Raw genomic sequence first — 20056 nt, forward strand, 5'->3', positions numbered from 1 at the left:
TACAGGTATTTTAAGCGCGCACATCGCGCAGCGAATTATAATGCGCTTAATGGAAAACCCTACCCAATTCGTCCAATGGCTGCGCTCAGTCGCGCCCTACATCCACGCCTTTCGCGGCAAGACCTTCGTGGTCGCCTTCCCCGGTGAACTCGTCAGCGCCGGGGCGCTGCAGGTGCTGGCCCATGATTTGTCCCTGCTGCATGCGCTGGACATCAATGTCACTGTTGTCTACGGCTCGCGGCCGCAGGTGGCGGAACAGCTGGCCTTGCGTAACGTCGAAGGCCGCTTCCACAACGGCGTGCGCATTACCGACATCGCCGCGCTGGAATGCGCGAAGGAAGCCGCCGGCGAGCTGCGCCTCGATATCGAGGCCGCGTTCAGCCAGGGCTTGCCGAACACGCCCATGTCGCATGCGGCCATCCGTATCATTTCCGGCAACTTCATCACGGCGCGCCCGCTGGGCGTGATCGATGGCGTGGACCTGGAACTGACGGGCATCACGCGCAAGGTCGATGCCGAAACCATCCATTCCATCCTCGGTTCGGACGGCCTGGTGCTGCTGTCGCCGCTGGGCTTCTCGCCCACCGGCGAAGCGTTCAACCTGACGATGGAAGACGTGGCGTGCAGCGCCGCCATCGCCCTGCACGCGGATAAACTGATTTTCATTACCGAAACGCCGATGATGGAAGACGCCACGGGCGTGGAAATCCGCGAACTGTCGTCGCACCAGGCCGAAGCCGTGCTGATGGCCGGCTTCCTGCCCGACGCGACGGCGTTTTACCTGAAACATTGCGTCAAGGCATGCCACAACGGCGTCGAGCGCTCGCACATCGTGCCCTTCTCGATGGATGGTTCGGCGCTGCTGGAATTGTTTACCCATGATGGCGTGGGCACCATGATCAGCCATGAAAACCTGGAAAGTTTGCGCCAGGCCACCATCGAAGACGTGGGCGGCATCATCAAGCTGATCGAACCGCTGGAAGCGGACGGCACTTTGGTGAAACGGGGCCGCGAGCTGATCGAGCGCGAAATCGATTATTTCTCCGTCATCGAACATGATGGCGTGATCTTCGGCTGCGCCGCCCTGTACCCGTTCCCCGCGCAAAAAATGGCGGAAATGGCATGCCTGACTGTCAACCCGGAAGTGCAAGCCCAGGGCGACGGCGAACGCATCCTGAAACACATGGAAAACCGCGCGCGCGCCGCCGGCCTGAACAAGCTGTTCGTGCTGACCACGCGCACCTCGCACTGGTTCAAGAAACGCGGTTTCGTGCCGGCCACCGTCGACGATTTGCCGAAGGACCGCCAGCATATGTATAACTGGCAACGTAAATCGCAAGTATTGATCAAGACCCTGTAAAACTGAAAAAGCCCGGCATGCCGGGCTTTTTTACATTGGAACCGTTATTTGATATTCAGCGGCGCAAACGATTTGACCAGGTCATCGAGCGCCTTCAGTTGCGCCAGGAATGGCTCCAGTTGGTCCAACGGCAAGGCGCTGGGGCCGTCGCAGCGGGCGTTGTCCGGGTCAGGATGGGCTTCCAGGAACAGGCCGGCGATGCCGACGGCCAGGCCGGCGCGAGCCAGGTCCGCCACTTGCTGACGACGGCCGCCCGATGCGGCGCCACCGGGGTCGCGCTGCTGCAGCGCGTGCGTGACGTCGAAGATGATGGGCAGGTCGTCGCAGGTCTTTTTCATGACGCCAAAGCCCAGCATGTCGACCACCAGGTTGTCGTAGCCGAGGCAGGTGCCGCGGTCGCACAGGATCAGTTGATCGTTGCCCGCTTCCTTGAATTTTTCGACGATATTGGCCATCTGCCCAGGACTGAGGAATTGCGGCTTCTTGATGTTGATGACTTTACCGGTTTTCGCCAGGGCCACGACGAGGTCCGTCTGGCGCGCCAGGAAGGCGGGCAATTGCAGCACGTCGACCACTTCGGCCACTTGCTGCGCCTGCCACGGTTCATGCACGTCGGTAATCACGGGCACGCCGAACGCCGCCTTGACGTCCTGGAAGATGCGCATGCCTTCTTCCAGGCCCGGACCGCGGTAGGAATGGATCGACGAGCGGTTGGCCTTGTCGAAACTGGCCTTGAACACATAGGGAATGCCCAGCTTTTGCGTCACGCGCACATATTCTTCGCAGGCGCGCATGGCGAGATCGCGCGATTCGAGCACGTTGATGCCGCCAAACAGCGCGAAGCTGCCGGTATTGCTGACGTCGATGCCATGGACTTTCACTGAGGTCATAGGGATTCCATATTGGTTAATTGTTACTACTTGCTTGGAAGAGGCGCAGCCAGTGGCTGGCGCGATAAGGCATCTTACTAGCTGGGGCGGCGCAGATCAAATTTGATCCAGCGCAAGGGTGCGGCAAACGGCGTGTCGCCAGGCCGCGACGGCCCCGCGAGGGCAGGCGCAAAGTGCCTTATAATCACGCTTTATCTCTACACTGATTCAGGAGCACAGATGGCCCGCACGATCCACTGCATCAAACTCAACAAGGAAGCCGAAGGACTGGATTTCCCGCCGTACCCGGGCGAACTGGGCAAGAAGATTTACGAATCCGTGTCGAAGGAAGCCTGGGCTGCCTGGCTCAAGCACCAGACCATGCTGGTCAATGAGAACCGTTTGAACCTGGCCGACGCGCGCGCCCGCAAATACCTGGCCACGCAGATGGAAAAGCATTTCTTCGGCGATGGCGCCGATGCGGCCATGGGTTACGTTCCCCCTACCGAGTAAGTTTCAAGCATGCCCGTGACCACGTCACGGGCAGTTTCACGCCCGCCCCCGCCGTTTCACGGCACTGCCTCCCTGTTTCGTCGCACACCGCTCGCCGCCCACGCCGCCGGCTGGCACAGTACGTCCATCGACAACCTCATTCCAAGGCGGACACCATGTTGCAGCAAATCTTCAGCCACACTCCCCTCTACGTCTGGGCCATCCTGGGCTTTCTCGTCTATCGGGGCGTGCTGGCCAGCCGGGCGCGCGAAGTGACCTTGCGCAAGCTGTGCATCATTCCCCTCGTCATGCTGGCCCTGTCGCTGAGCGGCGTGCATGGCAGTTTCGGCTTCGATGGCGTGGCGCCGTTCGCCTGGACCGCCGGCGCGCTGGCCGGCGCGGCGCTGGCATGGACGCTGGCCGATGCGCGCAAGATCGTCGCCATTCCCGAACGGGCCAGCGTGCAGCGTCCCGGCAGCTGGGTGCCGTTGATCTTGATGATGAGCATCTTCTGCATGAAATATGCGGTCGCCGTGACCCTGGCCATCGCCCCGGCCTATGCCCATGCGCCCGGCTTCAGCGTGCCTGTCTGCTTCGCCTATGGATGCTTCAGCGGCATCTTCCTTGGTGGCTTGCTGCGCACCGTGGCTGTGTACCGGGCTGTGCAAAGTGAAGGCTGGGGTCAGACCCGGCGGGGGAATGCGCCCCAGTGAGGCGCATTCCGATCACGCAGTGACTGACCCCGGATTTCTGCTGCGTATCAGTATGCCAAAGTACGCACGCCTTCCGGCATGCCCAGCAGGCAGACATTCGCGCCGCGCACGGCAAACAGGCCGACGGCGATGACGCCGACGATCTGGTTGATCTGCTGTTCCAGCGCCACCGGGTCGGCAATTTTCAAGCCCAGCACGTCGATGATTTCGCCGCCGTTGTCGGTAATGAACGCTTCCGTGCTGCCGGCCTTCAGGCGCAAGCGGGGCGTGCCGCCCAGCGCCGCCAGCTGGCGCGAGACGGCGGCGCGGGCCATCGGCACCACTTCCACCGGCAGCGGGAAAGCACCCAGGGTCTCGACGAGCTTGGAGCCGTCGGCGATGCAGACGAACTGTTTCGAGACCGAGGCAACGATCTTTTCACGCGTCAATGCCGCGCCGCCGCCCTTGATCATGGCACCGCTGGCCGTGATTTCATCGGCGCCATCGATGTAGACGGCGATCGATTCAACATCGTTCAGGTCGAAGACGGGAATGCCATGGCCGGCCAGGCGCGCGGCCGTCGCTTCGGACGACGCGACCGTGCCCTTGATGCTGTCCTTGATCTTGGCCAGTTCATCGATGAAAAAGTTGGCGGTGGAACCGGTGCCGACACCGATGATTTCACCTTCAACTACATAGGCGATGGCGGCGCGGGCTACGGCTTGCTTCAATTCGTCTTGGGTCATGGCATTCAGGCTAAAGTGAGGAATGGCGCTATTTTAACGGATTGCCGGCCCGGCCAGCCGGCCATCATGACCGACGCTGCGACGCGATACAACAGCAAAACGGGAAAACCTTGCCCTAGGGCAATTGCGCACCCAATTACACTCTATGCCCTCTAAAATATGCGAAAATGAAACGATACACCGATATGACGTTTCAGGAATAGCACATGACTCACAGTAAACAGGTACTTGTTGTCGATGACAGCCGGGTTTCACGTTTGATGTCGCATCAGTTCATCCTCAGCAAACATGCCGACTGGCAAGTGATTGAGGCGGCGACGGGTGAGGAAGCCCTGGAAAAGGTCAAGACCGTCACTCCTGTGCTGATACTACTGGATGTCAACATGCCAGGCATGGGCGGCATCGCGGCCGCGGAACAATTGCGTGCGCTGTGCCCGCAGACGCACATCATTCTCGTCACGGCCAATGTGCAGAACGCCACGCGCAACCGCGCCAGCGAACTGGGTGTGGGCTTCATGGAAAAACCGATCACGGAAACGCGCATCCACCAGTTGATCGAATCACTGGGACTGTGAGCATGGTCAATCTTTCCGAACTCGAAAACGACGCCCTGGTAGAGATATTCAACATCGGGGTGGGCCATGCGGCGGCGGCCATGAGCGAGATCGTGAATGAAGAAGTCACCATGTCGGTGCCGTCGATCACCTTCCTGAACCGTGCCGACGCGGCCGCCTTGCTGGGCAGCAAAAAGGATGGCGAACGCATCTGCGGCGTCAGCCAGCATTACGATGGCGCTTTCGCCACCGAAGCCATCCTGATGTTTCCCGAAGATAAAAGCCTGGAAATCGTGCGCCTGATGGTGGGCGACGCCATGCCACTGCAGGAACTGACGGAGATGGAACAGGAAGCGATGAGCGAGATCGGCAACATCATCCTCAACTCCTGCGTGGGCACCCTGGCCAACCTGTTCGACAGCGAACTGCATGGCTCGCTGCCCCTGTACCACGTGGGCACCAGCGCGGAAATCCTGTCCTCGTTCGGCGGCCAGGATGATGAGGCCGTCGTGCTGATGCTGCATATCGACTTCGTGCTGTCCAAGCACCAGATCCACGGTTATGTGGCATTCGTGCTCGACCTGTCCGCCCTGCACGACCTGAAGCAGCAAGTCAGCCGCTACCTGGCCAAGGTGCTGGGACAGGCGTGACGATCATGCCGGATGCCTTGCACCGACTCGCCCTGCTCGAGAGCATACTCGGCGCCGTGAACCTGGGCGCCATCGTGCTCGACGAGCAGCACCGCATCGTGCTGTGGAACCGCTGGATGGTGCGCCACTCGGCCCGCCCGGCCGACACCGTGCTGGGCCAGGATTTCTTCGCCGTCTTCCCGGAAATGCGGCACAAGCGCATCGATTCGGCCATCACCCAGGCACTGCGCGACAATTTCCAGTCGCTGCTGTCGCAAACCCTGCACAAGGCGCCGTTTGCGCTGTACACGCATGGCGCGGCCACGGGCGGCAGCGACGGCGAGGAACGCATGCAGCAAGCCATTGCCGTCACGCCGATCAATTTACCCGGTTCGCCGCGCCACTGCCTGATCCAGATCAATGACGTCACCATCGCCGTGGGGCGCGAAAAGCTGCTGCGCGAACAGACCATGGTCTTGCGCTCGCAAACCTTTTCCGACGGCTTGACGGGCATCGCCAACCGCCGCCACTTCGACGTGGCGATCGAGAAGGAAATGCGGCGCGCCATGCGCACCAGCAGCCCGCTGTCGCTGCTGATGATCGACATTGACCATTTCAAGGACTACAACGACCATTACGGCCACCAGCAGGGCGACGATTGCCTGATAAGAGTGGCGGCCGAACTGGCCGCCATGCTGCAGCGCCCGACCGACTTGCTGGCCCGCTATGGCGGCGAAGAGTTTGCCGCCATCCTGCCCGACACGGACGCGGCGCAGGCGCTGCGCATGGCCGAGGCAATCCGCCAGCATGCGGCCGACCTGCGCATTGCGCATGCCAAGACGGGCAATGAGGTCAAGTACATCACGGTCAGCATCGGCATCGCCACGCAACAGCCGCAGCAGCCGCTAGCCATCTCCGCCCTGATCGGCGCCGCCGACCGCGCCCTGTATCTGGCCAAGGGCGCCGGGCGCAACCGTGTGATGGTACAGCCATTGTAGGAAATACAACGCCAGGCAAAGGATTCCTGTAGACATCTTTACGGCGTGTGCGTAGACTCGTTACTGATTGCAGCAACAACAACAAGAATTTTTCTGTGGTATCTATCCCTGCGCATGGCCCACCCATGCGGGACATGGCCAGGAGCGCTTGTGAATCTCGATCCTCCCCTCAGATCCGGCTTGCCGGGCGCCGGCATGGATACGACCATGGTGAACGGCATGCGCCTGCTGCTGTCGAGCGCCACCTTGCTGACCCTGTTCATCGACCCCGAAAGCGCCGGCAAGCTGAGCAAGATCACCTGGCTGATCTTTTCCGCATATACCATGCACAGCCTGCTGCTCTACGTGCTGGCCCTGCTGGGCCTCAGCTTGCCGCAGGACATCTTGCTGTACTGGCTGGACGTGGCCTGGTATGCGCTGATCGTGTTTTCCACCAGCAGCCACAACAATTTATTCTTCCTGTTCTTTTTCTTTGCCATCCTCACCTCGTCGTTCCAGCGGGGCTTCGAGGAAGGCGCGCGCGTCACCCTGGCCTCGGCCGGCCTGTTCGCCGCCACGGCCCTGTTCGGCGAAACGGATGCCGAACTGTCGCGCCTGCTGCTGCGCACCACCTTCCTGCTGGCGCTCGGCTACATGATCGCCTACTGGGGCGGCTCGGCCATCACCCAGCGCAGCCACCTGGCGCTGCTGCGCGATGTCAGCCAGCTGTCCAATCCCCGCTTCGGCGTCGACCAGACCATCACCTCGGTGCTGGAAAAAACCCGCAGTTACTTCAACGGCCGCAGTTGCCTGCTGATCATGCAGGACAAGGGCACGCGGGTCTGGTCGCTGCGCAGCGTGATCCATACGGGCACGGGCGTCGTGCATACGAGTTCGCTCCTCAGCGACGACGCGGCCAGCCCCCTGCTCGCCTTTCCGTACGACAAGATCGCCCTGTACAACCAGCCCGCCGGGCGCTGGCTGCCGTGGACCGGCGGCGCGCGCATGCTCGAACCCGACAGCGGGCGCTGGCTGCGGCATGACGACGCGGCAGGCGCCCGCCTGGCCGAACTGCTCGAAGCGCACGCCTTCATCAGCGCGCCGCTGCCCTTGCGCAATGGCAAAGGCCGCATCTTTGTCGTGTCCGCCACCAGCATGAGCAAGACGGACGCCCTGTTTCTCAGCCATATAGGCGCGCAGGCGTTTCCCGTCATTGAAAACATCGACCTGCTCGACCGCCTGGCGTCGCAGGCAGCCTCGCGCGAGCGCGAAAAGATCGCGCGCGACCTGCATGACACGGCCGTGCAGCCGTATATCGGCCTGCGCCACGGCCTGGCCGCCCTGCGCAACGAAGCCACGCCGGGCAACCCGCTGCTGCCCGAACTGGAAAAGCTGATCATCATGTCGGGCCAGGTGATCACCGACCTGCGCAGCTATGCGCGCACGTTCAAGAACGGCCAGGTGCAAAGCGAGCCGGAACTGCTGGTCGCGCTGCGCCGCCAGGCCACGCAGATCCGCGAATTCTATGGCATCGACATCGCCCTGCACATCGAAGGCGACCTGCACATCAACGACCGCCTGGCGGCCGAGGTGTTCCAGATCGTCAACGAAGGCATGAGCAATATCCGCAAGCATACGTCGGCGCGCCATGGCGCCGTCAAGCTGACCTGCGTGCAGGGTGCGCTGCACATCAGCATCGACAACGAATGCGCCGCCGCGCACGTCCCCGACTTCCTGCCCGACTCGCTGGCCGAGCGCGCCGCCGCCCTCGGTGGCACGGCACGCGTCACGCATGGCATGCTGGGCAACACCTCCGTACAGATCGAGATCCCCATATGAACGACTTACGCCACATGCCACCGGCCGGACATGTCATCAGCGTCATGCTGGTGGACGACCACAAGACCATGCTGTGGGGCCTGGAACGGCTGATCGGCGGCGAGCACTCGGGCATGCGCGTGGTCGCCACGGCGTCCGACAGCACCGAGGCGCTGGAGCAGGCGAAGGCGCTGCAACCGGATGTGATCGTGCTGGACCTGGACCTGGGCGGCATAAGTTCGCTGGCCATCCTGCCCGCGCTGGCGCAGTGCGGCGGCACGCGCGTGCTGGTGCTGACGGCCAGCCACGACCAGGCCGTCCTGGACCAGACGGTACTGAAAGGCGCGCGCGGCATCGTCAGCAAGGATGCCCCGGCGGAGATGGTCCTGAAGGCCATCGAAAAGGTGTATCAGGGCGAACTGTGGCTGGAACACGCGATGCTGGGACGCATGCTGACGCAGCTGACCCAGCCCGGCGGCGGCTCGGCGCAAGCCATCGCCGTCGCCAGCCTGACCCTCAAGGAAAGAAAGATCATCGCCGCGCTGGTGCACGGCAGCGGCACGCCGGCCAAGCTGCTGGCCGACCAGCTGTTCATCTCCGAACACACCTTGCGCAACCACCTGACGTCGATCTACCGCAAGCTGGGCGTGTACAACCGCCTGGAACTGTACGCCTACGCCACCAAGCACCAGCTGGGCCAATTGCCGCCCGGCGCCTGACGCCACAGTCCCCCTGCGCGGCCACCGCACGGCCGCGCCCCTCCTCCCCGCCTCCCCCTGCGCCCGCCAGCGGCACGGCCATTGCGTCTGCGCGCCAGACGCAAGCATGACAATTGTCACGAAAAAAACAAGCAGTTCCTCCCCGCAATAAAAGGATGTTCTTCTGATGTAGATCAAGGTGCCGACTTCTATAGTGGATTTACCGGAGTGCAAATCACCGCGCGGCCCACCACGACACGGAGCACAGCATGCGCTTTGACAAGTTTCTTCCGACAGCCCTGATCACCTATTTGCAGGGCAAGGAAAAGGCTGCGTTCTACCGCTATGCCCTGGTGGCGGCCCTCATGGCGGTGGTCTGCATCATCGGACTGCTGGCACTGGGCGAAAGCCCGTGAGAGCACCAGGTCGTAGCAACGCTGCCATGCCGTTTTACCCACCGCTGTACCTTAACCACCACCAGGAGTTGTCATGAACCTCATCAAAAACTTTATCCGCGAAGAAGATGGCGTCACCGCAATCGAATACGGCCTGATCGCTGCCCTGATTGCCGTGGTGATCATCGCCGCCGTCACCATCGTCGGCACGCAGCTGAAAAAGACTTTCAGCACCATCGGCACCAAGCTCACTTCCGCCAATACGGCTGCCGCCTGAACACGGTGCTCCGGGCTGGCACGGCGCCAGCCCGGTTACCGCCAGGTCAACGCCACCGGCCAGTTTCTCGTGCTTACCTATCAGAGGCCCATCGTGAAATCTCTCTTCAGCCGTTTATCCGACGAGTCCGCCGTCACGGCGATCGAGTACGCGCTGCTGGCGAGCCTGATCGCGGCAGTGCTGGTGATCACGATCACCCTGCTCGGTGACCAGGTCCGGCTGCTGTTTGTCTACGTCAAGGACCAGGTGGTCCTGGCCCTGTCATGAATACCCTGCGCGCCTCGCTGCGCACCCACCGCGCCCTGCTGCTGATCGTGCTGCTGTATGCCGCCGCGGCGGCCCTGCTGGCCGGCGGCCTGCCCAGCGCCTCGGACACCCTCAACGTGCTGGCCGGCTTCCTCGTGGCCATCCTCACGGGCCCCGTCTTCATCCTGTGCGGCTACACCATCCACGTCATGGTGGTGAAACGCCCGCACCGCCTGTGCCACTATCTGTACCACGATCTGCGCCACTACCTGAGCAACGAGCGCCTGCTGCACGCGCTGCCGGCCATGCTGCTGATCCCCGTCTTCGCCTCCAGCTTCACCGTCTTCAAGGCCGCCATCCCGCGCCTGCATCCGTACACCTGGGATGCCAGCCTGTCGGCCTGGGACATCGCGCTGCATGGCGGCAAGGCCCCATGGGAAAGGCTGCAGCCGCTGCTGGGCCACCCGCTCGTCACGGGCCTGCTCAACTTCAGCTACCACTTCTGGTTCTTCCTGTTCTACGCCATCCTGTACTGGCTCATCCTCGACACGCGCCGCCCGCTGCTGCGCATGCAGTTCCTGCTCAGCTTTGCGCTGACCTGGATCATCCTGGGCAGTGTCATGGCCGTGCTGTTTGCCTCGGTCGGCCCCTGCTACTACGGCCACCTGCACGCCAGCGACCCGTATGCGCCGCTGATGGCCTACCTGCATGAGGCCAACGGGCACGTGCCCGTCTGGGCCCTGCAAGTGCAGGAGATGCTGTGGCAAGGCTATCAAAGCAAGGGCGCGAACGGCGAACTGGGCATCTCCGCCATGCCCAGCATGCATGTGGCCACCGCCGTGCTGATGGCGATCATGGGCTGGAAAGTAAGCCGCGCCGCAGGCATCTCGCTGACCATCTTCGCCGTGCTGATCCTGCTCGGCTCCATTCACCTGGGCTGGCACTATGCGCTCGACGGCTATGTGGGTGCGGCCGGCGCGGCGCTCGTGTGGCAGCTGGTGGGACGGCTGCTGGGCAGCCAGGCCGCGGCCCCCAGCATGCACATGGCCACCGCGCCCTGCATGGGCAAGGAAGGACTGACATCATGAGCGCCCGCCTGCCCATGCTGCTGTGCCTGGCCGTGCTGGCCAGCCTGCTCGCTGCCGCCCTGTGGCACGACCTGCGCACGCGCCGCATCCCGAACCAGCTGGTGCTGTGGGGCACCTTGGCCGGTCTGGCGCTGAACAGCTTCACGCCGTCCGGCGCCGGCCTGTTCGACGCCTCCTTCGGCGGCCTGGGACTGCTGCAGGCACTGGCCGGCGCCGCTGCCGGACTGGCCCTGCTGCTGCCCATGTACCTGCTGCGCGCCCTGGGCGCCGGCGACGTCAAATTGATGGCCATGTGCGGCGCCTTCCTCGGCCCCGATGCGGTGCTGGAAGCGGCCCTGCTGACCTTCCTGTGCGGCGGCCTGCTGGCCCTGGCCGCCGCGCTGGCAGGGCGCCGCCTGCGCCTGGTGCTGCGCAACACCTACCACATGATGCTGGGCGCGCTGCTGCACAGCCTTGCCGGCGGCGCCGCCACGATCGCCGAACCGCCGCCAGCCACGGGCAAGCTGGCCTACGCCTTCGCCATTGCCAGCGGCACCGCGCTGCAGGTGTTCCTGCAATACCACCATCTGTGGAGCCTGCGCTGAAACGCGCCGCGCCGACCACCAGCCACCACGGGACCGACCATGCACACCCTCGCCACCCTCTGCCACTCGCGCCACGCCAGCCTGTTCACCAGCATCGCCATGGCTTGCCTGTGGGCCTTCTTCGCCAGCGCCCACGTGGTGGGATTCCTGCACAGCGGCGACTGGAGCTATGTGCTGTTCTGCGCCGCCGAAACCCTGGCCGCCCTGTTCTTCATCGTGCGCTCGGCCCCCGTCAGCGTCTCGACCGATGCGGGCGACTGGCTGCTGGCCATCGGCGCCACCTTCGCGCCCTTCCTGCTCTCGCCCGCCGACATGGCCATCTGGCCCGGCGCGCGCTACCTGCTGGCCGTCGGCAGCCTGCTGCAGATCGCCGGCCTGCTGTCGCTGAACCGCAGCTTCGGCCTGGTGGCGGCGCAGCGCGAGATCAAGACGGGCGGCGTCTACCGCATGGTGCGCCATCCGCTGTACGCCAGCTACCTGATTTCCCTGAGCGCTTACCTGCTGACCAACACCTCGCCCGCCAACAGCATCATCTATGTCGCGACGATGAGCATGATGGTGATGCGCCTGCTGCGCGAAGAGCGTTTCCTGTCCACCGACGTGCGCTACCGCGTCTACATGCGCCAGGTGAAGTACCGCCTGCTGCCCTTCATTTTCTGATCACCGGCCACCCGAACGAGGAGTATCCATCATGCCTGACACCTATCCAGAACGCAGCGACGGCGGCGGCATCGAGCCGGCGGCCAGGCGCGCGCCACGCACGGTCGAGGAAACGGGATTGCCCTTCCTGTTCCTGGTCGAACTGCTGGTCAAGATACTCTTCCTGCGCGGCCAGATCGGCCTGCCCGCCCTGTCGACGCACGTGAAACTGGGCGCCGGCGTGCTCGAACCGCTGCTCACCTTCATGCGCGCCGAAAAGCTGTGCGAAGCGCGCCGCAACGGCGGCAGCGGCACCGACGCCGACCTGTATTACCTGCTGGGCGACCAGGGCCGCCTGCGCGCCGCCGAGTACATGCGCCGCAATGCCTACAGCGGCCCCGCCCCCGTCACCCTGGCCGACTACAGCAACCAGGTGCTGGCGCAAAGCGTGGCGGACATGCAGGTCACGCGCGACGATGTGCAGCGCGAATTTCGCGACGTGGTGGCCAGTTCGGCCGTGCTCGACCAGCTGGGCGCGGCCATGAATTCCGGGCGCGCCCTGTTCTTCCATGGCCCAGCCGGCAGCGGCAAGAGCTACCTGGCCGAGCGCCTGAACGGCCTGCTCAGCGGCGCCATCGCCCTGCCCCACGCCGTGATGGTCGACGGCGAAGTGCTGCCCTTCCTCGACCCCATGCTGCACACCCTGTCGCGCGGCGGCCCCGTGCCGTCCGACCCGCGCTGGGTACGCGCCGAGCGCCCCGCCGTGCTGACGGGCGGCGAGCTGACGCTCGACATGCTGGACCTGCAATTCGACCAGGGCACGCGCTTGTACCAGGCGCCGCCGCACCTGAAGGCCAACAACGGCATCTTCATCATCGACGACCTGGGGCGCCAGCGCTGCTCGCCCGTGGAACTGATGAACCGCTGGATCGTGCCGATGGCGCGGCACATCGATTATCTGTCGCTGCACACGGGCTACAAATTCCCCGTGCCCTTCGACGTCATCGTCGTGTTCTCGTCGAACCTGGCGCCGCAGCACCTGGCCGACGACTCCTTCCTGCGCCGCATCGGCTACAAGATCCACGTGGGCCCCCTGAGCGCCTACCACTACCTGGCCGTGTTCCGCAGCACCTGCGCCCAGTTGGGCATCAACTTCGACGAAGCCGCCTACGCCTACCTGCTGCATCTGCACAGCCAGTACCAGCGGCCCTTGCTGGCCTGCTATCCGCGCGACATCCTGGCGCAGGTGTGCGACCAGGCGCGCTATGAAGACCACGCGGCGCAACTGAATCCGGAAGTGCTGCTGTGGGCATGGAAAAACTATTTCGGCAGCGATGACGACCTTGCAAGCACACATAACGGACCGGCAGCGGTCCAGCACAAAGGGGAAGCAAAATGAGAAACGCACGCGCACTGACGATGATGGCCATTGCGGTCATCCTGGCGTTCGCCGCGGTCATCGTGGCCGCGCGCTGGATCAATGCCCAAGCCTCGGGCAACATCAACAAGGTGGCCGTGGCCCAGGTCGACATCAGCCTGGGGGCGCGCCTCACGCCCGACATGGTGCGCATGGTGGACTGGCCATCGAACGCGCTGCCGCCGGGCGCCATCAACGATCCGAAACTGCTGGAAACGCGCGTCACGCGCACCAGCATCCAGCACGGCGAACCTATCATGGAAGGCAAGCTGGCGCCTCCCGGCACGCAAGGCGGCCTGTCGGCCGTCGTCGCCGAGGGCAAGCGCGCCATGACCGTGCGCGTCAACGATGTGGTGGGCGTGGCCGGCTTCGCCCTGCCCGGCAACTTCGTCGACATCCTCGTCAACACCCAGGGCGAAGGGGCGCGCAAGACGCCGGACCGCGATCCGAACATTTCCAAGATCGTGCTCGAACGCATACTCGTGCTGGCCATCGCCCAGGAATCGAGCCGCGACGACACCAAGCCGAAAGTCGTCAACGCCGTGACCCTAGAACTGACCCCGGAGCAGGCTGAAAAACTCGACCTGGCGCGCAGCGTGGGCACCCTGTCGCTCGTGCTGCGCAACCAGATCGAGGACAAGCCCGTCAACACGGAAGGCGCCACCAAGAGCACGCTGCTCGATGAAAAAGTCGCCATGGCGGCCCCCGCCGCCATGGTGCAAGCCAAGCCGCTCCCCCGCCGCCGTCCTGCCGCCGCACCAGCGCCACAGGCCGGTCCCCGCGTCGATGTCATCAAGGGGCTGGAACGCAGCTCCCAACAATTCTAACCTGCACCAGAGGAGCCACGCCATGAGTACATATCGCACAGCAAGCGGCATCCGGGGCCTGCACCTGGCGCTTGCCATCGCCGCCATCGGCGCCCTGGCGCCCTGGGCGCATGCCGAGCCAGCCGCCGCCACGGCCGCTACCGTTACCGCCACGGCCGTTGCCGCCGAAGCGGGCAGCGCCAGGAGCAGCCGCACCGCCGTCCGTCCCAAGTCCACGCCGCCGCAAAGCGAATCGCGCGCCGGGCGCACCGAGATGGCGCCGCAAATGAGCCTGGCCGAAGGCAAGTCGACCCTGATGCGCCTGCCGTTCGCCGCCAGCCGCATGTCCGTCGGCGACCCGCGCATCGCCGACGTCATCCTGCTCAACCCCAACGAGGTCTACCTGCTGGGGCGCTCCGTCGGCACCACCAACCTGATCCTGTGGAACAAGAGCAATGACGCCACCATCATCGACCTGGCCGTCGGCATCGACAGCAGCAGCCTGCAGGCACGCATGGCCGAGCTGCTGCCGAACGAAAAGATCCACGTCACGGTGGCGGGCGACACCCTGATCCTGTCGGGCATGGTCAGCGACGTCGTCAAGGCCGACCAGGCCCTGTCGCTGGCCAACGCCTATGTGCAGCGCAGCAGCCGCAGCGGTGGTGCCGCCTCCGGCGCCGCGCCAGCCGCAGGCGCCGCCGCTGCCGCTCCCGCCGCGGCGCCCGATGCGGGCATGCCGCGCGTGATCAACCTGCTGTCGATCGCCGCGCCGCAACAGGTGATGCTGGAAGTGAAGGTAGCCGAAGTGTCGAAAGTGCTGGTGGACCAGCTGGGCGCCAGCCTCGGCATCAACAAGACCATCGGCAGCTGGTCGTATTCGCTGCTGTCTAGTCTGCTCAGCAACAATCCCAGCGGCTTGAGCGGCGCCAGCAAGAACAACTTCTTCAACCTCGACGCGCAAAAACGCGATGGTCTGATCAAGGTGCTGGCCGAACCGAACATCATGGCCATCAGCGGCCAGGAGGCCAGCTTCCTGGCCGGCGGCAAGATCTTCATCCCCGTCAGCCAGACCAACAATAACGGCGTGCCCACCATCACGCTGGAAGAGAAGGAGTTCGGCGTGGCCGTGAAATTCACGCCCACCGTGCTCGAAGGGGGACGCATCAACCTGAAGGTGGCGCCGGAAGTGTCGGACCTGAACAAGGACGGCATCGGCATCACCGCCACCGGCATCTCGGCCACGGCCATCCTGCCTTCGTTTACGACGCGGCGCGCCACCACCACGGTGCAGCTGTTCGACGGCCAGAGCTTCGCCATCGGCGGCTTGATCAAGAACAACGTGACCAGCAATATCAAGGCCCTGCCGGGCCTGGGCGAAGTGCCCGTGCTGGGCGCCCTGTTCCGCAGCACGGACTTCCAGACGGACCGTTCGGAACTGGTCTTCATCATCACGCCGCACCTGGTCAAGCCGCTGCCGCCCGACTACAAGCTGCCCACCGACGGCTACATCCAGCCGACGCGCGGCGACATGTTCATGCAGGGAAAAATGGAAGGCAGCGCACCGGCGCCCGCAGCGGCACAGGAACCAGCGCCGGCAGCGCCCATGCCGCCGCAAGCAGCCGCGCCCCAGCCTGCCGCCGGCTTCGACCTCAAATAGGAGAACACCATGAAAACCGCACATCGCCTGCCTTGCGCCGCCCTGTTGTCTTTGCTGTCGCTGCTGGCCGGCTGCGCCGCCACCACCACGCCCGTGCTCGATTCGCACTTCGGCGAATCGGTGGCCCTGCTCAAGGCCCAGCAGATCATGTATCCGGACGCCTACCGCAATGCCAACCCCGTCAGCGGCATCGACGGCAAGGCCGGCGCCAGCGCCTACCAGCGCTACCAGAAATCGTTCGCGGCGCCGGAACCGCAACCGAATGTCTTCACCATCGGCGTGGGCGGACGCCAGTAGGCGCCAGTCCCGCGATGCACTCCCCCCAGGCCACCAGGAGACAGCCATGAACACCGCATTTCGCAGGCACGACAAGCAGCAGGGCGCGATCGCCATCGTGCTGGGGCTGACCCTGGTGGTGCTGTTTGCCATGGGCGGCCTGGTGCTGGACCTGGGCCACCTGTACATCGCCAAGACGGAGCTGCAGAACGGCGCCGACAGCGCCGCGCTGGCTGGCGCCGTGGAGCTCAATCAAAGCGCCGCCGGCATCGACAATGCGCAGGCCAAGGCCATCGCCATCGCGCAAAAGAACCGCTACGATTTTTCCACCGCACTGACCATCACGGCCGCCAACATCGAGTTCGGCCCCGGCCCCGACGGCCCATGGTCGTCCGGCGCCAGCGCCCGCACCAGCCCCGCGGGCCAGACCTTCATCCGCGTCGACACGGGCAGCAAGACGTTTGCCACCTACCTGATGGGCATCGCCGGCATCGCCAGCACCAGCACCTCGGGCGTGGCCGTGGCGGGCCGCTTCGTCAACGACGTCACGCCGATCGGCGTGTGCGCCGTCGATCCGGCCAACAAGACGGCGCAATACACGTATCCGGCCGCGCCAGCCGGCACGGGCCTGACGGAGCTGGTGGAATTCGGCTTTCGCCGCGGCGTCACCTACAACCTGTTCGGTCTCAACCCGCTGGGCGGCCCGTCCGACCCCTACCTGATCAACCCTGTCGACGCCCCGCCCGGCAGCTGCAGCGCCTCGCATTCGAGCGCCGCCTCCACCGCGCCGTTCATGTGCACGGGCAGCAGCGCCGTCATCACCAGCGGCACGGGCCAGGTCTACACGAACACGGGGCTGACGGCTTCGCTGGCCGCTTCGCTCAATTCGCGCTTCGACGATTACGGCGGCCCCTCCGTGTGCGACCCCGCCACGGCGCCGCCCGACACCAACATCAAGGAATATCCTTGCGTGGGCGCCGCGTCGCCCTGCGCCGCCGCTGCCGCCAGCTCGCCGCCCGCCAGCTGGATGCAGCCGGGCGCCAGCACCCTGCCCAGCCAGCAGCCCGTCAGCCTGGCCGGCAACAAGCCGAATTACCAGCTGCCGTCGGCCGGCGCCGTCCCCGCACCCTCGGCCACGTTCGCCCAGTTCGCCGGCTACGGCGTGCTGTGGTCCTATGGTCCCGCCTACCAAAGCAATGGCGCCACCCCGGCCAAGGCCGGCACGGCGTACAGCGTCGCGGACGGCAACGCCAACCCCATGTACAGCACGGCCAAGGCGAATTACTTCGACACGGCCAGCTACCCCGTCAGCCCCGGCGCGGGTTTTCCCGCCAGTACGCCGCCTTCGCCCTACAACCAGACCAGCGGCCCCACGTTCCAGGCGCCGTCTGCGGCCCATCCGGGCCAGCGCAACCGGCGCATCCTCAACGTGGTGCTGGTCGACTGCCGCACGGCGCCCGTGGGGCCGGCTTCGTGCGGCACCATGAACGCGGTGGGCATCGGCAAATTCTTCATGACGATGAAAGCCGATTTCAGCGGCGGCACCAAGCGCCTCGACGTCGAATTCGCGGGCCTGATCGAGCCCGTGCCGAATTCCGAAATCAAACTCTACAAGTGAGGCGGCCATGCGCATCCACCATTCCCCCCTCAGGCAGCGCGGCGGCGCCGCCGTCGAATTCGGCATCGTGCTGGCCCTGCTGATCACCCTGCTGGCCGGTATCTTCGGCTTCGGCCGCGCCTTCTGGTACTACGACGCGCTGACCAAGGCCACGCGCGACGCGGCGCGCAACATGTCCGTCAAGGCCAAGGCCGGCATCGCCTCGCAGGGCGTGCCGGCCGCCAGGCAGACGGTAGTCGATGCGGCACTCAGCGCCGGCATCAGCGACTTCACCACGGCCAACGTGACGGTCACCTGCCTGGACGCGGCGTTCAACGACAGCAGCTGCACCGATGGCACGGCGCCGGGCGGCATCCGCGTCGAAGTCGTCAACTACACGCTGTCGGTGGGCCAGTACCTGCCCTTCGTGATCGGCGCGGCCAGCAGCTATGCCACGCCGCTGTCGCCGCGCACCACCATGCGCTACATGCTGTAAGGAGAACGCCATGCGCCACCGCCTTCCACTTGCCCTCCGAACTGGCCGCCAGCGCGGCGCCGCCGCCGTCGAATTCGCCCTGGTGGCGCTGCTGTTTTTCACCCTGCTATTCGGCATCCTGGAATTTGGCCGCATGCTGTACCTGTACAACACGGTGCAGGAAGTGAGCCGCCGCGCCGCGCGCGAAGCGGTGGTGCGCTGGATCGACCAGACCGACGCCATCAAGACCCTGGCCCTGTTCGGCGGCACGGCCCTGCCGGCCGCGCCGGAACTGACGGCCGCCAACATCACCATCCGCTACCTGAACAAGAGCGGCGCCGAAGTGACCTTGCCGCCGCTGGACCCGGGCGACAACCTGTCGGCCTGCGGCGACATCACGCGCACGGCCAGCTGCATCGACAGCGTGCGCGTATCGATCGACAACGTCAGCTATACGCCGATGGTCAGCCTGTTCGGTTTTCTCAATATCGCCGTGCCCGCCTCGGTCGTCGTCATGCACGCCGAGAGCCTGGGCTTCCAGATCAACTGAACCCCTTTACCGAACGCCTTTACCAGGGAGTGCCACGTGAATATCGTCATCGTCTCGAAAAATGAAGCCCAGCTCAAGCGGCTCACGCGCTTGCTGCGCGAACGCAGCGCGGCCGACCGCGTCGCGCTGCTGGCGAGCATACCCGATGTCTTCGACAACGGCGTCACGCCGGACTTGCTGCTGCTGGAGCAGGAGCAGACGGGCGAGGCGGAGCTGGAACGGCTCGAGCTGCTGGGCGGACGCCATCCGAACCTGGCCATCATCGTGCAATGTCCGCAGCAAAGTCCGCAATTCCTGCTGCGCTCGATGCGCGCCGGCGTGCGCGAAGTGCTGCTGCCGGACGACGACGCCGGCCTGTGCGCCGCGCTGCGCCGCATCGAGGAAAAACTGCAAAAGCAGGTCACGCGCAAGGGCCAGGTGCTGGCCTTCGTCTCGTGCAAGGGCGGCAGCGGCGCCACCTTCATCGCCGCCAACCTCGGCTACGCGCTGGCCGCCGGCGAGCAACGCAAGGTGGCGCTGTTCGACCTGAACCTGCAGTTCGGCGACGCCGCGCTGTTCGTCTCGGACCACAAGCCGGCCACCACCCTGTCGCAGCTGTCGCAGCAGATCGTGCGCCTCGACGCTTCGCTGCTGAGCGCCAGCATGATCCAGATCACGCCCGCCTACAGCGTGCTGGCCGCCGCCGACGATCCGGCCCATGCGGCCGACGTCGAGGCCGACCATATCGACCGCCTGCTGACCCTGGCGCGCAGCCAGTACGACTACATCCTGCTCGACGTGGGACGCGGCCTCGACCCCGTCAGCGTGCGCGCACTGGACCGGGCCGACCTGATCTTCCCCGTGCTGCAGGCAACCTTGCCGTATGTGCGCGACGGCAAGCGCCTGCTCGACGTGTTCCGCGGGCTCGGCTACCGCGAAGACAAGATCCGCCTGATCCTGAACCGCTATGCCAGCAGCGACAGCATCCGCGTGGCCGACCTGGAAGCAGCGTACGGCAAACACGTCTACAAATCCATCCCCAACCACTACGAGGCGGTGGCGGCTTCCGTCAGCCAGGGCGTGCCCATACTCAAGCTGACGCCGCACAACGCCGTCTCGCGCGCCCTGCAGGAACTGGCCGCCAGCCTGGCCGGCGAAACCCCGCCCGCCGCGCAAGGCTGGGTTTCGCGGCTGCTGGCGCGCGCCTGATCCCCTACAGCGCGCCTGATCCCCTA

The 20056-nt window shown here is 64.9% G+C and carries 24 protein-coding genes; 22 read left to right on the top strand and 2 right to left on the bottom strand.

Features of this window, described 5'->3' with window-relative positions; genetic code table 11:
* Window positions 1-49 precede the first annotated feature (49 nt).
* A complete protein-coding gene (argA, locus tag KO539_RS04115; protein ID WP_046685875.1) occupies window positions 50-1360 on the top strand; it encodes an amino-acid N-acetyltransferase in 1311 nt (436 codons plus the stop codon).
* A 44-nt stretch (window positions 1361-1404) separates the two neighbouring features.
* On the opposite strand, the gene kdsA is transcribed toward argA, so the two are convergent.
* Window positions 1405-2250 carry a 3-deoxy-8-phosphooctulonate synthase gene (gene kdsA, locus KO539_RS04120; RefSeq protein WP_034750794.1) on the bottom strand — a complete coding sequence of 282 codons (846 nt, stop codon included), beginning with the start codon at window positions 2248-2250 and terminating at the stop codon, window positions 1405-1407.
* A gap of 219 nt (window positions 2251-2469) precedes the next feature.
* Between kdsA and KO539_RS04125 the strand changes: the two genes are divergently transcribed.
* A complete protein-coding gene (locus KO539_RS04125; RefSeq protein WP_034750797.1) occupies window positions 2470-2742 on the top strand; it encodes an oxidative damage protection protein in 273 nt (90 codons plus the stop codon).
* A gap of 155 nt (window positions 2743-2897) precedes the next feature.
* A complete protein-coding gene (locus KO539_RS04130) occupies window positions 2898-3434 on the top strand; it encodes a DUF6622 family protein (RefSeq protein WP_219307458.1) in 537 nt (178 codons plus the stop codon).
* Between the two features lie 47 nt (window positions 3435-3481).
* Here the strand turns inward: KO539_RS04130 and rpiA are convergent, their stop codons facing one another.
* The gene (rpiA, locus tag KO539_RS04135) at window positions 3482-4159 is read right to left on the bottom strand and encodes a ribose-5-phosphate isomerase RpiA (RefSeq protein ID WP_219307460.1); all 678 of its coding nucleotides are present in this window, start codon (window positions 4157-4159) and stop codon (window positions 3482-3484) included.
* Between the two features lie 206 nt (window positions 4160-4365).
* Here rpiA and KO539_RS04140 point away from each other — a divergent pair, with 206 nt between their 5' ends.
* The 19 genes from KO539_RS04140 (at window position 4366) to KO539_RS04230 (ending at window position 20030) form a co-directional block, all read left to right on the top strand.
* Window positions 4366-4734, top strand: a complete 369-nt coding sequence (locus KO539_RS04140) for a response regulator (RefSeq protein WP_219307462.1) — start codon at window positions 4366-4368, stop codon at window positions 4732-4734.
* Between the two features lie 2 nt (window positions 4735-4736).
* The gene (locus KO539_RS04145; protein ID WP_034786994.1) at window positions 4737-5363 is read left to right on the top strand and encodes a chemotaxis protein CheC; all 627 of its coding nucleotides are present in this window, start codon (window positions 4737-4739) and stop codon (window positions 5361-5363) included.
* Between the two features lie 5 nt (window positions 5364-5368).
* Window positions 5369-6340, top strand: coding sequence for a sensor domain-containing diguanylate cyclase (locus tag KO539_RS04150; RefSeq protein WP_219308599.1), 972 nt, complete (start codon window positions 5369-5371; stop codon window positions 6338-6340).
* A gap of 150 nt (window positions 6341-6490) precedes the next feature.
* A complete protein-coding gene (locus KO539_RS30690; RefSeq protein ID WP_035821245.1) occupies window positions 6491-8158 on the top strand; it encodes a sensor histidine kinase in 1668 nt (555 codons plus the stop codon).
* A complete protein-coding gene (locus KO539_RS04160) occupies window positions 8155-8856 on the top strand; it encodes a response regulator transcription factor (protein WP_257626100.1) in 702 nt (233 codons plus the stop codon). Before KO539_RS30690 ends, KO539_RS04160 begins: the two co-directional genes overlap by 4 nt.
* Window positions 8857-9104: 248 nt before the next feature.
* A complete protein-coding gene (locus KO539_RS04165) occupies window positions 9105-9251 on the top strand; it encodes a hypothetical protein (protein ID WP_158300249.1) in 147 nt (48 codons plus the stop codon).
* A gap of 73 nt (window positions 9252-9324) precedes the next feature.
* Window positions 9325-9507: a Flp family type IVb pilin gene (locus KO539_RS04170; protein WP_035821247.1), complete on the top strand. Its 183-nt coding sequence runs from the start codon at window positions 9325-9327 to the stop codon at window positions 9505-9507.
* Between the two features lie 93 nt (window positions 9508-9600).
* Entirely contained in the window at window positions 9601-9774 is a 174-nt protein-coding gene (locus KO539_RS04175; RefSeq protein WP_081922552.1) for a Flp family type IVb pilin, read from the top strand.
* Window positions 9771-10841, top strand: coding sequence for a phosphatase PAP2 family protein (locus tag KO539_RS04180; RefSeq protein ID WP_219307464.1), 1071 nt, complete (start codon window positions 9771-9773; stop codon window positions 10839-10841). Before KO539_RS04175 ends, KO539_RS04180 begins: the two co-directional genes overlap by 4 nt.
* Complete coding sequence (locus KO539_RS04185; RefSeq protein WP_219307465.1) at window positions 10838-11425, top strand: prepilin peptidase; 588 nt, start codon at window positions 10838-10840, stop codon at window positions 11423-11425. Before KO539_RS04180 ends, KO539_RS04185 begins: the two co-directional genes overlap by 4 nt.
* 39 nt (window positions 11426-11464) lie before the next feature.
* Window positions 11465-12085: an isoprenylcysteine carboxylmethyltransferase family protein gene (locus KO539_RS04190; protein ID WP_219307467.1), complete on the top strand. Its 621-nt coding sequence runs from the start codon at window positions 11465-11467 to the stop codon at window positions 12083-12085.
* A gap of 31 nt (window positions 12086-12116) precedes the next feature.
* Complete coding sequence (locus KO539_RS04195; protein WP_200880280.1) at window positions 12117-13463, top strand: ATP-binding protein; 1347 nt, start codon at window positions 12117-12119, stop codon at window positions 13461-13463.
* Window positions 13460-14308: a Flp pilus assembly protein CpaB gene (gene cpaB / locus KO539_RS04200; protein WP_219307469.1), complete on the top strand. Its 849-nt coding sequence runs from the start codon at window positions 13460-13462 to the stop codon at window positions 14306-14308. The genes KO539_RS04195 and cpaB overlap by 4 nt, the downstream gene beginning before the upstream one ends.
* A 22-nt stretch (window positions 14309-14330) precedes the next feature.
* Window positions 14331-15944 carry a type II and III secretion system protein family protein gene (locus tag KO539_RS04205; protein ID WP_219307471.1) on the top strand — a complete coding sequence of 538 codons (1614 nt, stop codon included), beginning with the start codon at window positions 14331-14333 and terminating at the stop codon, window positions 15942-15944.
* A 9-nt stretch (window positions 15945-15953) separates the two neighbouring features.
* Window positions 15954-16241: a hypothetical protein gene (locus KO539_RS04210; protein WP_219307473.1), complete on the top strand. Its 288-nt coding sequence runs from the start codon at window positions 15954-15956 to the stop codon at window positions 16239-16241.
* A gap of 46 nt (window positions 16242-16287) precedes the next feature.
* Window positions 16288-17838, top strand: coding sequence for a Tad domain-containing protein (locus KO539_RS04215; RefSeq protein ID WP_219307475.1), 1551 nt, complete (start codon window positions 16288-16290; stop codon window positions 17836-17838).
* Between the two features lie 7 nt (window positions 17839-17845).
* Complete coding sequence (locus tag KO539_RS04220; RefSeq protein ID WP_219307476.1) at window positions 17846-18313, top strand: TadE/TadG family type IV pilus assembly protein; 468 nt, start codon at window positions 17846-17848, stop codon at window positions 18311-18313.
* Between the two features lie 10 nt (window positions 18314-18323).
* On the top strand, window positions 18324-18842 hold the full coding sequence (locus tag KO539_RS04225) for a TadE/TadG family type IV pilus assembly protein (RefSeq protein WP_219307478.1): 519 nt from the start codon (window positions 18324-18326) through the stop codon (window positions 18840-18842).
* Window positions 18843-18878: 36 nt separating this feature from the next.
* Entirely contained in the window at window positions 18879-20030 is a 1152-nt protein-coding gene (locus KO539_RS04230; protein ID WP_219307480.1) for an AAA family ATPase, read from the top strand.
* The last annotated feature ends 26 nt before the right edge of the window (window positions 20031-20056 follow it).

The organism is Janthinobacterium sp. NKUCC06_STL, assembly GCF_019345455.1.
Lineage (GTDB): Bacteria > Pseudomonadota > Gammaproteobacteria > Burkholderiales > Burkholderiaceae_D > Janthinobacterium > Janthinobacterium rivuli.

Coding starts and splice junctions, on each gene's coding strand:
- argA (WP_046685875.1), top strand. CDS start 50: ATGGAAAACCCTACCCAATTCGTCCAATGGCTGCGCTCAGTCGCGCCC.
- kdsA (WP_034750794.1), bottom strand. CDS start 2,250: ATGACCTCAGTGAAAGTCCATGGCATCGACGTCAGCAATACCGGCAGC.
- KO539_RS04125 (WP_034750797.1), top strand. CDS start 2,470: ATGGCCCGCACGATCCACTGCATCAAACTCAACAAGGAAGCCGAAGGA.
- KO539_RS04130 (WP_219307458.1), top strand. CDS start 2,898: ATGTTGCAGCAAATCTTCAGCCACACTCCCCTCTACGTCTGGGCCATC.
- rpiA (WP_219307460.1), bottom strand. CDS start 4,159: ATGACCCAAGACGAATTGAAGCAAGCCGTAGCCCGCGCCGCCATCGCC.
- KO539_RS04140 (WP_219307462.1), top strand. CDS start 4,366: ATGACTCACAGTAAACAGGTACTTGTTGTCGATGACAGCCGGGTTTCA.
- KO539_RS04145 (WP_034786994.1), top strand. CDS start 4,737: ATGGTCAATCTTTCCGAACTCGAAAACGACGCCCTGGTAGAGATATTC.
- KO539_RS04150 (WP_219308599.1), top strand. CDS start 5,369: ATGCCGGATGCCTTGCACCGACTCGCCCTGCTCGAGAGCATACTCGGC.
- KO539_RS04160 (WP_257626100.1), top strand. CDS start 8,155: ATGAACGACTTACGCCACATGCCACCGGCCGGACATGTCATCAGCGTC.
- KO539_RS04165 (WP_158300249.1), top strand. CDS start 9,105: ATGCGCTTTGACAAGTTTCTTCCGACAGCCCTGATCACCTATTTGCAG.
- KO539_RS04170 (WP_035821247.1), top strand. CDS start 9,325: ATGAACCTCATCAAAAACTTTATCCGCGAAGAAGATGGCGTCACCGCA.
- KO539_RS04180 (WP_219307464.1), top strand. CDS start 9,771: ATGAATACCCTGCGCGCCTCGCTGCGCACCCACCGCGCCCTGCTGCTG.
- KO539_RS04185 (WP_219307465.1), top strand. CDS start 10,838: ATGAGCGCCCGCCTGCCCATGCTGCTGTGCCTGGCCGTGCTGGCCAGC.
- KO539_RS04190 (WP_219307467.1), top strand. CDS start 11,465: ATGCACACCCTCGCCACCCTCTGCCACTCGCGCCACGCCAGCCTGTTC.
- KO539_RS04195 (WP_200880280.1), top strand. CDS start 12,117: ATGCCTGACACCTATCCAGAACGCAGCGACGGCGGCGGCATCGAGCCG.
- cpaB (WP_219307469.1), top strand. CDS start 13,460: ATGAGAAACGCACGCGCACTGACGATGATGGCCATTGCGGTCATCCTG.
- KO539_RS04205 (WP_219307471.1), top strand. CDS start 14,331: ATGAGTACATATCGCACAGCAAGCGGCATCCGGGGCCTGCACCTGGCG.
- KO539_RS04210 (WP_219307473.1), top strand. CDS start 15,954: ATGAAAACCGCACATCGCCTGCCTTGCGCCGCCCTGTTGTCTTTGCTG.
- KO539_RS04215 (WP_219307475.1), top strand. CDS start 16,288: ATGAACACCGCATTTCGCAGGCACGACAAGCAGCAGGGCGCGATCGCC.
- KO539_RS04220 (WP_219307476.1), top strand. CDS start 17,846: ATGCGCATCCACCATTCCCCCCTCAGGCAGCGCGGCGGCGCCGCCGTC.
- KO539_RS04225 (WP_219307478.1), top strand. CDS start 18,324: ATGCGCCACCGCCTTCCACTTGCCCTCCGAACTGGCCGCCAGCGCGGC.